Annotated in this window: 9 protein-coding genes; 4 read left to right on the forward strand and 5 right to left on the reverse strand. The window is 42.8% G+C overall.

Annotated features, from left to right (window positions below; genetic code table 11):
• Positions 1 to 20 precede the first annotated feature (20 nt).
• Both ABM313_RS14430 and ABM313_RS14435 read right to left on the reverse strand, forming a co-directional pair.
• Entirely contained in the window at positions 21 to 2,558 is a 2,538-nt protein-coding gene (locus ABM313_RS14430; protein WP_434683882.1) for a sensor domain-containing protein, read from the reverse strand.
• Between the two features lie 328 nt (positions 2,559 to 2,886).
• Complete coding sequence (locus ABM313_RS14435) at positions 2,887 to 3,657, reverse strand: sirohydrochlorin chelatase (RefSeq protein ID WP_434683883.1); 771 nt, start codon at positions 3,655 to 3,657, stop codon at positions 2,887 to 2,889.
• A 210-nt stretch (positions 3,658 to 3,867) separates the two neighbouring features.
• Between ABM313_RS14435 and hflX the strand changes: the two genes are divergently transcribed.
• The 3 genes from hflX to ABM313_RS14450 all read left to right on the forward strand — a co-directional run bounded on the left by hflX (position 3,868) and on the right by ABM313_RS14450 (position 6,650).
• Positions 3,868 to 5,538, forward strand: a complete 1,671-nt coding sequence (gene hflX, locus ABM313_RS14440) for a GTPase HflX (RefSeq protein WP_434688485.1) — start codon at positions 3,868 to 3,870, stop codon at positions 5,536 to 5,538.
• A 126-nt stretch (positions 5,539 to 5,664) separates the two neighbouring features.
• Positions 5,665 to 6,231, forward strand: a complete 567-nt coding sequence (def, locus tag ABM313_RS14445) for a peptide deformylase (protein WP_434683884.1) — start codon at positions 5,665 to 5,667, stop codon at positions 6,229 to 6,231.
• Positions 6,232 to 6,290: 59 nt separating this feature from the next.
• Complete coding sequence (locus ABM313_RS14450; protein WP_190578944.1) at positions 6,291 to 6,650, forward strand: cupin domain-containing protein; 360 nt, start codon at positions 6,291 to 6,293, stop codon at positions 6,648 to 6,650.
• A gap of 177 nt (positions 6,651 to 6,827) precedes the next feature.
• Here ABM313_RS14450 and ABM313_RS14455 read toward each other — a convergent pair whose 3' ends face one another.
• Both ABM313_RS14455 and ABM313_RS14460 read right to left on the reverse strand, forming a co-directional pair.
• Positions 6,828 to 8,882, reverse strand: a complete 2,055-nt coding sequence (locus ABM313_RS14455) for an FAD-dependent oxidoreductase (protein ID WP_434683885.1) — start codon at positions 8,880 to 8,882, stop codon at positions 6,828 to 6,830.
• A gap of 51 nt (positions 8,883 to 8,933) precedes the next feature.
• On the reverse strand, positions 8,934 to 9,353 hold the full coding sequence (locus tag ABM313_RS14460; protein WP_434683886.1) for a hypothetical protein: 420 nt from the start codon (positions 9,351 to 9,353) through the stop codon (positions 8,934 to 8,936).
• 204 nt (positions 9,354 to 9,557) lie between these two features.
• Between ABM313_RS14460 and ABM313_RS14465 the strand changes: the two genes are divergently transcribed.
• Positions 9,558 to 11,792, forward strand: coding sequence for a PhoX family protein (locus ABM313_RS14465; RefSeq protein WP_434683887.1), 2,235 nt, complete (start codon positions 9,558 to 9,560; stop codon positions 11,790 to 11,792).
• 179 nt (positions 11,793 to 11,971) lie between these two features.
• Here ABM313_RS14465 and msrP read toward each other — a convergent pair whose 3' ends face one another.
• Positions 11,972 to 12,934: a protein-methionine-sulfoxide reductase catalytic subunit MsrP gene (msrP, locus tag ABM313_RS14470; protein ID WP_434683888.1), complete on the reverse strand. Its 963-nt coding sequence runs from the start codon at positions 12,932 to 12,934 to the stop codon at positions 11,972 to 11,974.
• Between the last annotated feature and the right edge of the window lie 73 nt (positions 12,935 to 13,007).

The following is a 13,007-nucleotide window of genomic DNA, read 5'->3' on the forward strand; positions in this document are numbered from 1 at the left end:
GCGCAAAGCGCCACCATTACTTATTTTAATTGTGCTTGCAGTAATAAAGTCGCTTCATGGGCAGGCACAGGGCGGCTAAATAGATAACCCTGCACCGCGTCACAATTATGCGATCGCAAAAATTCCAATTGCTCTTTGCGCTCCACACCTTCAGCGATCGCCCTAAGATTCAAATTATGAGCCATCGCAATAATTGCTGATGTAATTGCGGCATCATCCTTATTTTGAGGGGTTTCGCGAATAAAGCTAGCATCAATTTTTACCTTACTTACAGGCAATAGTCTTAAATAACTCAAAGAAGAATAACCAGTTCCAAAATCATCAATCGATACACTCATACCTCTTGCCTGTAACTGCTTCAGCATCGCAATTGTTGTATTTTGGTCTTGCATCACCAAGCTTTCGGTAATTTCCAATTCTAAATATTGTGGGTCTAGATCGGTTTCCACAAGAATTTGCATAATGCGATCGCAAAGATCGACAACTTGAAACTGTTTTGCAGAGAAATTTACAGCCATCCGAATCGGTGGTAATCCTTCTATTTGCCATAATCGATTTTGGTTGCAGGCTGTTCTCAACACCCATTCACCCAAGCGCACAATCAAGCCATGCTCCTCGGCAGCAGGAATAAACTGATTGGGAGGAACCCATCCTAATTCAGGATGCAGCCAACGCGCTAACGCCTCCATACAGTCAATCTCACCTGTAACCAGATTAATTTGCGGCTGATAGAACACCTGAAACTCTGAGCGATCTAGAGCTTGGCGAATCCCATTCTCGATCGCTACATATTCCTTCACTTTTGCACCGATCGCATGATTGTAGAGTTGATAATGGTTACGCCCCCGTTCTTTAGCCCGAAACATTGCAGTATCCGCATTTTTCATTAAAGTCTCTTCGTCCATACCATCGTTGGGGTAAAGACTAATACCAATACTAGTGCCAATATAAAGAGCCATTTCTTCAACAAAGAAAGGACTTTCAAAGGATTGTAAAATTAGTTGGGCAAATTGTTGAATTGATTCTACACTCTGCAATTCAGGCACAAAGATCATAAATTCATCCCCACCCATCCTTGCTAAAAAGGTATTTTCAATCATGCACTCACTTAACCTTTTAGCAACTTCAATTAGGAGGCGATCGCCTGCGGCATGTCCCATGGTGTCGTTCACTAACTTAAAACGATCTAAATCCAGAAACAGCACCGCTAGTAATGGTGGAATCACTTTAATTTCAGCTAAGTTATTGTGCTCGAGATAGATTTGGAGTTGTTCCGAGGCTTTGACCAAAGCCGTTGACAGGCGATCGCGAAAGAGAACCCGATTCGGCAAATTTGTTAAAGAGTCATGAAAAGCAAGATGTTCAATTTCAGCTTTGGCACGTTTACTTGCCGTAATATCTTCAACTGTTCCTTCAAAATACAGAATATGACCAGCAATATCGTAAACCGCATGAACATTTTCTGAAGTCCAAATAATTGAGCCATCCTTGCGATAAACTTCAGATTCAAAGAATTTTACTTCTTCTTGTTCTTCCAAAAGCTTGATTAATTCTGACCGACGCTGAGGATCGGTATATAGTTGCTGTTGGATATTAGTAAGAGTAGAAATCAAATCTTCAGGAGAATCATATCCATAAATTTTGGCAAGCATCGGATTTGACATCAAGAACTTGCCATCAACGGTTGTTTGAAAAATCCCTTCAATCGCATTCTCAAAAATACTGCGATACTTAGCTTCAGCACGTTTGAGCGCTTCTTCAGCCTGCATCTTTTGGGTAATATCATTGATCAAAATCAGTTCACATTTATGATTTTGATAGTCAAGGGTGTGGGCTGAAACTTCTACAAAGATTTGCGTCCCATCTTTTTTGCAATGTCTCCATACTTCAGGCACACTAAATCCTAGTGAAACCTTGGAGAGAGCCTCCAAAAGCATCGGAATATCTTCGGCAGGACGAATATCCTGTAAGGTCATTGATAGAAATTCTTCTTCGCTATAGCCATAGTGAGTTATGGCAGCTTGATTCACCGCCAAAAACTTTAATGTTGCGAGATCATAAATCCACATCGGATTAGGATTGTTCTCAAATAGATAGCGGGTTCGGTTTTCAAAGTCTTGCTTATTTTTAGCAGTCTGTTCCCAATCAGTAATATCTTCAAATCGATTCACAAAGTGAGGTTCATTCGAGCCGCCAACGTCGAGATCTGTACTTTGAAGTACTTGGACAATTTGACCATCTTCGCGAATATAACGCACATTGATATAACAATGATCGATTTCTCCTGACAGTAATCTCTCTTTGAGAAAATAATACGCAGACAAGTCATCAGGATGACAAATCTGCTGGTACTTGAGTTGGCAGACTTGTTCAGCGCTGTATCCTAACAAATCACAAAAAGATACACTAACCCCCCGAATTTGATCATCTAGAGTTGTTTCAAAAATACCAACTGTACTGTTTTCAATGCATTTAGCAATCCGCATTAAGTTTTTAAGACGCTCTTGTTTGAGAATCTCTTGATATATGGGATTAAGATGTTGATATCTTTCAGACAACTTTTTTTACCTTGTCGGTCTTATTAAAATTGCAGTTTTGCATAGGTAAGCATTTGTGCAACATAACTACCCAAGCCTGTAAATTTACGACACTGCGGGTGACAAATTTACAGGCTTGGATTTGTAATTAATTATGTCCATCTACTTAGGTTAGGCAAGTGTAATTAAAAATAAAACCCTAAAACCTGTTCCACTTGCGTAGCAAGTAGAACAGGTTTTGGTTCTATTTTTTGATTATGGTGAGGTACTTAGAACTTTTGTTCATGTCCACAATGTAAAATACATCATGATTCAGCTTTAAATCTTATAACAATCTGTCGAACATCAGCTAAATGAGTTTTAATGCTAAATCTACAGTCTGCTCATTCGACAATGGTACAGGTAACTGCTGAATCTGGATGTGATCACGATATGGTTTTAGTTTATTGGTAATCGCTTCAGTAATTCCACCTTCAGTCAAAAAATATGGCAACACATTAATTTTACGAATGCCCTGTGCTAAAAAATTCTCAATTTGAGTTTCTATTTTCGGCTCAACTCCCCAATAAGCGGCGATCGCCTGACTCTGGGTTGCTAAGTCCTCAACTACCTGATTCGCCCCAAACCGACGACTACCATGGGCTATGAGAATGCGTCCTTGCCTTTCTAAGCTGCTCTCGTCACTATATTTCTCAAAGTGCTGCAATAGTAGACTCGGAATCTGATTATCTGTACCTACGTGAGCCGTAATCCGAAATATTGATCGATCATCAGATCGATCTGAGAATTTATCAGGAAACTTTTTAGTTAATTTACTTGCCGCGATCGCTACTTGTTCAGGAATATCTTCGCTAACATGCACTCCTTCTAGCAAAAACAGAGGCAAAATCACAATTTCGGAAACCCCATCTGGGATCACCTCCGTCGCAAATTGTTCTAATTGCTGCGATAAATTAAGTTCCTGACCTTCTAGACAACCACCGCTAATATAGCGATTATCATAATCATCGCCATACTTATTTTTTCGCGATCGCGCTATGGTTACAAAATTTTGTAAAGCTAACCATGAACGGCGATCGCTACTGCCGTGGGTTACTAAAAAAAGCGCTGTAGCGTTCATAGTTCTGACTCAGTATAATTGTGATAGCTATCTTAGAACCCCTTTAAGAATTATCTAGATCCCCCCAGCCCCCCTTTTTAAGGAGGGAGAATTTAAATACTTCCCCCTTAAAAAGGGGGATTGAGGGGGATCTCTTAGAGCTTTTGACCGCAATAAGTGATTCTCAATTGGTTTTATAGGCAGTCATCACAATTATACTGAGTAACGCATATCGAAACTATTTACGGAAAAACCCAAGGACTAAAGGCACATCAATTAAAGCAATTGGATCGATTGTACCGATCGCGATTGCCTCAAGATAGCCTCACCACGCCTGAATTAGCTCAACGTCTTGCCGCAGTTAGTGCTGAGCTAAAGGAATCTATCTGCATATATATCAATAGGCGCGGACAGGTGATCCGTGTGGCGATCGGGACACCTAATCAAACCAAAATCCCACCCCTTGAACTGCCTCGCTATGGTAGCGATCGCCTCAGTGGATTGCGCTGTATTTGTGCAAGTCCTGATGCGCTGCCACCCAATCCAACTGACTTAACGGCGATGTTGATGCAACGCCTTGATGCCTTAATAATTTTGCCAGTTAATCCCAAAGGCTATGCTGAGCGGGGATATTTGGCGCATTTATTACCAGCCAATGATACAGAACTGCCTGAACAGCAGAATGCTTGGCGGGTATCAACACCGATGACCGTCGAGGCGCTATCCAAGCAAGATTTCTTAGAATTAGTAGAAGGGCTAGAAGAAGAATTTAGCCGCAACTTTGCAGGTCGAGCGACTGATGATGATTGCGATCGCGTAGTGCTAGTCGGACTGATGCATCAAAAAGAAAAGTCTGACTCGATGCCCTTTACGATGATTGAACTTGGTCAACTCGTAGAAAGCGCAGGCGGCAAGGTGCTAGATGCACTCTGGCAAAAACGCGAACGTCCCCATCCTCAGACCGTTCTCGGTGAAGGCAAAGTATTAGAACTCGCGATCGCCGCCCAAACTAAAGGCGCAAATCTGGTCGTATTTGATCGCGAACTCACAGCTTCCCAAACCCGCAATATTGAAAGAATGATCGGCTTACGAGTTAGCGATCGCACCGAAGTAATTCTTGATATTTTTGCTCAACGCGCCCAGTCATCGGAAGGGAAGTTACAAGTTGAGCTAGCTCAGCTAGAATATCGATTACCGCGATTAGCAGGGCATGGGCAGGCTCTCTCTAGACTCGGCGGCGGTATCGGTACACGCGGACCTGGTGAAACCAAGTTAGAAACCGATCGCCGTGTGATTCAGAAGCGCATCACCTTCCTTCAGCAGCAAGTTAATCATCTGCAAGCACAGCGATCGCGCATTCGCCAAAAACGAGTCGATCAAGAAGTCCCTACAGTCGCGATCGTAGGCTATACCAATGCAGGTAAATCAACCTTACTTAATGCCATGACCAAAGCCGAGGTCTATGCAGCTGACAAGTTGTTCGCCACCCTCGACCCCACCACGCGCCGCCTTACGCTCACGGGTGAGGATGATCAAATGCATACGGTGCTACTCACCGACACCGTAGGATTCATTCACGAACTTCCCAAATCGCTGGTTGATGCCTTTCGTGCCACGCTTGAGGAAGTCTCAGAAGCCGATGTACTAGTGCATTTAGTGGATGCTTCTCATTCTGCTTGGGAAGATCAACTTAAGTCGGTAGATAAAATTCTCAAAGATATGCCGATCGCCGTTGGTCCAATCTTGTTAGTTTTCAATAAAATCGATGCTGTTGAAGATCCCAAGGCAATCTTAGAGAAATATCCTGAGGCGATCGCTATATCTGCGCTGAAACGCCAAGGCTTTGAGCAGATGAGTAAGTCTTTGCTCAAACTCATCGAATATGCGATCGGTAAGCTATAAAAGTTGACAGAATGGCGGCGCAAAGCGCCGCCATTCTGTCAAAGTACGTTAATTGTCGAACAAGCGATGCAATATGCCAAAATATAGTTAGTTAACTACAAGCTTATATTTACAAGCTGATCGGCAATGTCTGCAATTTCCATAAAAGTCCCCAAACAAAAACTCAAAAATCCACCACTGCAAGTCCATACCCTAGGCGATCGCGTATTACGCCAGCCAGCTAAGCGCATTAGCAAAGTCAACGACGAGATTCGTCAGACTATTGTGGAGATGCTCCAAACCATGTATAGCAATGATGGCATCGGGCTGGCTGCACCACAGGTGGGGATTAACAAACAATTACTTGTCATTGATATTGAACTCAAGGATGAAAGTAAGCCGCCTTTAGTAATGATCAATCCTGAAGTGAAGTCTTCGGGCGGTGATCTGGTTACTGGCGAAGAAGGCTGTTTGAGCATTCCTGAAGTATTTCTTGATGTTGTGCGTCCCGATCGCGTTGAAGTCTCTTATCGTGATGAAGATGGTAGACCGAAGCATCTTATTGCCGATGGATTGCTAGCCAGAGTGATTCAGCATGAAATGGATCACTTAAATGGTGTCTTGTTTGTCGATCGCGTTAAGAATCCGATCGCCCTCAATAAAGAATTAAGCGCCCACGGCTTTGCTACTAAGGATGTCCAAGCAATTAAGTAATTCTAGGGCGGCACAAAGTGCCGCTCTATTGCTCAGAAAACTTATTTAAGATTGTTTCAATGTTGATCCAAAAATTGCTGGATTGTCCAGAGTTCATCGCTGGCGATTCGACCATATTGCGCGAATTATTGCATCCTGACAAACAGGCGATTAACCTGCGTTATAGCCTAGCCCATGCCATTTTGCCTGTGGGCGAGACTTCGCAGCCACATTCCCTAACAACTTCTGAGGTGTATTACATTCTCAGTGGTCGCGGAGAAATGCACATTGATGAAGAGATTCGTGAGATCGAGTCTGGTGATGCAGTGTATATTCCACCAGATGCAAAACAATTTCTCAAGAATATCGGTGATGAGCCAATTGTATTTATCTGTATCGTCGATCCAGCTTGGCGGAAAGAAGACGAAACCATTTATTAACTGACGATACGTAGAACAAAGATCGTCATCATGTTTCCAAGTCATCTTAAAAGAGGATTTGGAGACCAAATCCCTACATATTTGTATAGGTAGGGGCTTGGTCTCCAAGCCCCAATCTCAGCGTTTCATGTAACATCAGTAAATAAAATCAGCCATGCAAAGCATGGCTGATTTTATTTACCAAATTTTCCAATCACTCCAATTGAGATTAAAAATAGAAGTGTCTGGGAACGCGATCGCATTATTATTTTTCACTAGCATCTGTTGTAATTGCAAAAGCTTAGGACTTACTCTCGGTAAATCTTCAACTAGTTGATAGGGAAGCATCCCTTCAGACAGTGCAAAGGATGCAGTCGTTGCAGCAGCGGCTCCCACTGACCACTCGTAGGAATGGACACGATAACCTGCGGCAACGATATAACTAAAGGCGATATTCTTCCCAGATACGATCAGATTATCGACTTTTTGAGGAATTAGCGATCGCAACGGAATTTGTCCTGGGAACGCTGGTCCATGACCATTACGAACTCCTGCTCTTTCCGTATTGCCAGCTTTTTCGACGGGATATTCGCTCAGGCAAGGATGAAAGTCGAGATAGTACTGAGCAATACCGATCGCATCAGGATAAATCGTAGAACGGGTGCGGCGGGAAATCTTTTGCGGCTCAGTATTATTTCTAATGGCACTAGCTGACTCTACACCTGCTAGAGCTTTCCATAAACTGCGATAGGTTTGCTCAGAGAGATTTTGGCGATAGGTTTCAGTACTAAAATCTACTTGTGATACATCGATTTCAGACATGCTGAAGCCTTCAGGATAACCATAGGATGGACGACCGATGATTCTACGGGACTCACGAATGTAGGGGTATTTGGACAGTCCATGCGAAGTTCCCATTGGCGAATCGAAGCCAGTCAGCAAACGATGATTAGGGAAAGGCTTTTTCCAATCAGTTTTTTGTTGTGAGTCGGTTGTACCTGCGACCAACCAATAATAAAAACCGAGGGCAATTTCTTCACCACTTTTGAGGGTTTCCGTTCTTAAACCTCCCATCCATCCATTTGGCTCCAACTGTCCCGATCGCAATAATTGCTCACGCGAATAAATGAGATTATCTTTGTTAGTCCCTGGACGATAATCATTACCCCAAACCCAGTTCTGCATGGAGATATCGCATGCTTTCATAGGCGAAACCCCAAAGGCATTCTTTTTCGGGTTTTCAGTGGCAGCGCTCCAAATACGGCGATAGGTAAAGATCGTATCAAAGTTAGCCAGATTGGGCTTAGGGTCGGAGCCGTAATAGGGCAAGTAGCGATCATAGAAACTCGGCTTTTGCTGGGGTTGCGCTTCGGCAGTTTGCTCCATTGCAAAGGTGTAGGTAAAGCCTTGCGTACAGTATGGATCATTCTCGGTGACGGGCGATGATGGATTGAGATGCGATCGCGGATCGAGACCCAAACGATATGGAACATCGGCTAAAGCGATAATTTCTCCTGTTTCCGTCGAGTCAATCACAAACCAATCAGTAGGACGCTTTTCAGTACTGGCAAGCGGAATGAACCGAATAATTTGTTTGTTTAATCGCGATGAATTTTCGTAGCGATAAGCATCTTCAATGATTGATGAAAGTGTTTCAGTATTTAGCGGCGGCGTATTGGGTGCGGGACTATGTTGTATTGCGATCGCGCCATCAATCAGTTTCCCGTCAGGACTCATTTCCAGCTTTTTAATTACTGTATTCGGGAACCATTTCAATTTGCCATTCCCCTTCTGCGCTGCTTCCTGCAACATTCCCACTAATATTTGCTGAGCAGTATTGGGAATGAAACAAGACACACTTACCCAACAATCTCCCGCGTTCAATTTGCCATAGTTCTGCTCAATCCTCTTCCGAAATTCGGTGTAACCTTGGGGAAAGAACCAGAGATTGCGCTGTTTTTTTGCTTCATCTAAAGCCGATGTACCTTGAGCAGTTATCTGTCCACCGACCCAATCCGTAATCTCGGTCATGCAAACAGTTCGTCCTGCTAGCAATCCTTCATAGGCTGTAGCTGTTCCTGCGACACCACCACCCACGATCAGAATTTCACATTCTTCGCTACGATCTGGGGCTTTAGGAGTAGATGGCTGTGCGATCGCCTGATCAGTAAGTGCTGCTGCTAAAGAGATTGAGCCAATCGCAAAGATAAAGATCCGAACTGTAGAAGCAAGATTTTGCAATGATTTTGACATGTGTTTTTGGGTCACTGATATCATCTGAAATTAGCATTGAACATTTTTAAGTCAATTATCTCCATAACTAGTTACCCCAGTGTAGATGTAGCTATAAAGTGCTACTAGAGCAAGCATTATGGCAATTACGATCAGCCATCTTTGTAAATAACGTGGTGCTTTTGATAAGATTTTTTCTCCAACGAGTTTACCAATAAGTCCTCCTATTAAAGATCCATATAAAGGCATTTGGATAAATATTGTATACCAGTTGCCCTTGGCATTTGCTCCATGCCCCAAATTCCATAAAGCCCCTAGAATACCTGTAGCGCATAAAGCACCCAAAACTTCTCCAAAACATTCTAAATTTCGATTGTTGGGGAATTTAAATGATCGATTATTTACAAAGTTAATAATTAGAGTCAAACAGAAAAGAATTAATAATCCTGTAATTAGATAGAAAAAAATAGAGAGAATCGCAAAACTAAACATAGTTAACCTACCCTACAACAAATTTGCAGACCGAGCGAAGTTTCGATCCATTCAATCTCGCTAGAATTTTTGATGGCTTGGCAAAGCCAAGCCATCAAAAATTGCTTCCTTATCCATAGTTTTACCTTGCCTTAAACTCATAACGCTAAAGTTAGAACTATCGTCAATCCTCACGAAACTAACTTTAGAAAGCTATCAAAAAACATGACCATTAAACGTAGAGATTTCCTAACTTTTATAGGTGGAATTGGCGGAGCAATGTTATTTGACGTAGGATCTCGAGATCGCTCAGCCTCCAAATTTTCGATGCCTTTTATGGGGGCTGAAGGAAACAGTGAAGCTCTAGCCGCAACATCGTCTTCACAGTTAAACTTTAAACCGATTAAAGGTCCAATACCATTAGTAACGGATGCGATCGCTCCGTCAAAACAGAGTCAATTTTATAGAACTTTTGAAGTAGCTGATGATCTAGTTTTACCTGAAGGATTTGTCTATGATGTCATTGCTGCATGGGGCGACCCAGTTGGTGACTCGCGCTTTGGCTATAACAATGACTATTTATCTCTTATTGAAACAAGTGCAAATGAAGGTTATCTAACTGTCAATTTTGAATATATTAGTAGTATTCCTTGGGAGCAGTCCTACGCAAAAGTTATTGGCAAAAATTTACCATTTGATGAAGTTGACTCAGCCCTTAAAGCTCTCGGTACTAAGGATATCGATGCATGGTCTTTAGCCGCAAGTGATCCTCTCAAAGCCAAAATTGAATTGATCTCTAAAGAAGCACTGATTGATTTGGGAATTGGTGTAATTTCAGTACGTCGAACCTCTGAAGGTAAATGGGTGCGGACAAATTCCAAAGCCGATCGCCGCATTACTGGTATCTCAGGTTTAGATGATGGTCGCTATCTCAAGACAACAGGTCCCGCTACCATAATTTTTCGGAAAGAGAAGGGTTTAGGCTATACCGATAAAATCGGCGATCGCATTATTGGGACATTCAACAATTGTGCGGGTGGTACAACCCCTTGGGGAACTGTATTCAGTGCAGAAGAGAACTTTCAAGATTTTGTACCAGAACCAGTAATGCCTGATGGAACTTCCCTCGATCCGAGCAAAAAGAAATTCATTAAAGACAATGGTGATCTCAATGGTGTCGCCAATGTGTTGGGCTTAGCAGGTAACAAATACGGCTGGATGGTAGAGATTGACCCTGCTAATCCTGAGGATTATGGCACAAAGCACACTTGGCTAGGTCGCTATCGCCATGAAGCGGTAGGCATTCGCGCCGAAGCTGACAAGCCCCTAGTATTTTATTCGGGTTGCGATCGCCGTGGTGGACACCTTTACAAATTTGTTAGCAAAGGGATTGTCACCAATCCTCAAGACAAGAGGAATTCTCAACTCTTGGAATCAGGAATGCTCTATGCGGCTAAGTTTAATGCTGATGGTTCAGGTAGCTGGATTGCTCTAGAGCCCTCTACCCCAATTAATCCCCATAGCCTAGATGTCCTTGCTGGGAAAATGTTGCCTCTTCCCCAAAGACCCGCAGGTGGGATTTTCCGAGCAACTAAAGAAGAGGAGATTTCGGAGTTTAAGTCCAAGTTTAAAACTTTGGGTGATTTGTATGTAGGTAGCGATCGGGAAAAGCAAGGCGCAATATTGATCGATGCTCACTATGCGGCTAATGCTATTGGTGCAACCTGTGCCGCACGTCCTGAAGACACTAAAGTAGCCACCGATGGTTCTTTATTTATTGCTTTTACTTCAGGTGCTGCTAGTGATAGCGATGGTAGTCCAGATTTGAGAATCTTTAAAGGTGCTGATGGCAAAGCTTATGAATATGGCTGGATCATGCGTTTAAATGAGCAGGAAAATCAACCCAATGCAATGAACTTCCAATGGTCAATGATTGCTACAGGTGGCGAACCTGCGGAAGGTGGTCTAGGTTTTGCCAATCCTGATAACTTAGCGATTGATCGCAGTGGACATCTCTGGATGGTTACCGACATAGGCACTGACAAGTACAATCTCGCGATTCCTAGCCGCAAGGACAAATTTGGAAAATCTGTTAGTCAATCAGACTTACGCGGACTTTATGGTAACAGTTCTATCTGGTTTTTACCAACATCTGGTGCGGATATTGGTAAGGCTTTTCTATTTGGATTTGGTCCAATGGAATGTGAAACCACTGGGCCATTTTTCTCCAGTGATCAGCAGACTTTATTCCTGTCAGTACAGCACCCTGGGGAAGTTAGAGGTACTCGCAAAGATATGACCTCTGAATCTCGTCAGTTTGCGATGCGAACCACAGATGGCAGAGAGTTTATGCAAACTCGGAAAGTTCCCATCGGCTCTAACTGGCCCTCCCTCAAGCCCAATGATTCACCAAAACCAGCAGTAGTTGCCATTCGCAAAATTAGCAATAGCTCGATCTAACACCAAAGCAGAAAACGGCATAGTCGTTTTCTGCTTTTATAGCTATAGTCACCTGTATGAGAACAAATCAAAAACCCAATAGTGTGAGGCGGCGCTTCGCGCCGCCTCACACTATTGGGTTTTTATGTCCTAACAAGCATGGCGATAGCTATAAAACTAACGTGCATAGACGTGAACCCTTAATACAAATTAGCAACATAAGAGGCATAGCCGTTATACATTTGCGTAGCATAGCGATCGCCTGTACCTAGCATCTTTTCGCTAGCCTGAGACCAACGGGGATGGGGAATATTTGGATTGACGTTAGCAAGAAAATCATATTCTTGGGGAATACGTGTATTCCAAAATGTAGCTGGTTGGCGATCGCTAAATTCAATATTGACTATTGATTTAATGCTTTTATAGCCATATTTCCAAGGCAAAACTAATCGAATCGGAGCGCCATGTTGTTTGGGCAGCTCATGTCCATATATACCCACAGCCATAAAAGCAAGATCATTCATCGCTTCCTTAATTGTTAGCCCTTCGGTATAAGGCCAAGGCTCGCTCTGCAAGATTTGTCTCCTTGCCTGCTCTGGACGAAAGAAAGTTGTAAATTTAACATGGGTTGCATTAGCCTTTGGTTCCACTAATTCAATTAATCGCTTGAGAGGGAACCCAGTCCAAGGAACTGCCATTGCCCATGCTTCTACGCAACGATGGCGATAGAGTCTTTCTTCGATAGGCATTTTGGCAATCAAATCCTCGATCGCAAATTTTTGGGGATTTGTGACTAGGCCAGATACTTCCACAGTCCAAGGATGCGGTTGAAACTTCCCCACTTTCTCCCATACATCTTTATCTCCACTAAATTCATAAAAATTAGTGTAAACAGCAGCGCTATATTCATCGGTAATTGGGCGATCAAGGGTAAAAGCAAGATTGCGAGAAGTGGTAATTACTTTTAAGCGATCGTCTAGTAGTTTTTGTTTGACAATGGCTTTTTTCTCTTCGATAGTTTGACAGCCAGCTAATAATCCCATAATGCTTAGGCTACCTAATCCAGCTTTCTTCATAAATCTCCGCCGATTTAGATAAACTGATTCTGAGGTTGCTTGACTTTCAGGCAGAAACCAATCTGGAAGAATCTTGATCAAAGTCATAAGAACATTCAACTATTTTAGAGCCTACAACTATAGTAGACCGATCCCCAACCAAGATGAGTGACTAAGGGAT

The sequence above is a fragment of the Pseudanabaena minima str. Chao 2107 genome (assembly GCF_051131155.1).
Taxonomy (GTDB): domain Bacteria; phylum Cyanobacteriota; class Cyanobacteriia; order Pseudanabaenales; family Pseudanabaenaceae; genus Pseudanabaena; species Pseudanabaena minima.

Coding starts and splice junctions, on each gene's coding strand:
- ABM313_RS14435 (WP_434683883.1), bottom strand. CDS start 3,657: ATGAACGCTACAGCGCTTTTTTTAGTAACCCACGGCAGTAGCGATCGC.
- def (WP_434683884.1), top strand. CDS start 5,665: ATGTCTGCAATTTCCATAAAAGTCCCCAAACAAAAACTCAAAAATCCA.
- ABM313_RS14450 (WP_190578944.1), top strand. CDS start 6,291: ATGTTGATCCAAAAATTGCTGGATTGTCCAGAGTTCATCGCTGGCGAT.
- ABM313_RS14455 (WP_434683885.1), bottom strand. CDS start 8,882: ATGTCAAAATCATTGCAAAATCTTGCTTCTACAGTTCGGATCTTTATC.
- ABM313_RS14460 (WP_434683886.1), bottom strand. CDS start 9,353: ATGTTTAGTTTTGCGATTCTCTCTATTTTTTTCTATCTAATTACAGGA.
- ABM313_RS14465 (WP_434683887.1), top strand. CDS start 9,558: ATGACCATTAAACGTAGAGATTTCCTAACTTTTATAGGTGGAATTGGC.
- msrP (WP_434683888.1), bottom strand. CDS start 12,934: ATGACTTTGATCAAGATTCTTCCAGATTGGTTTCTGCCTGAAAGTCAA.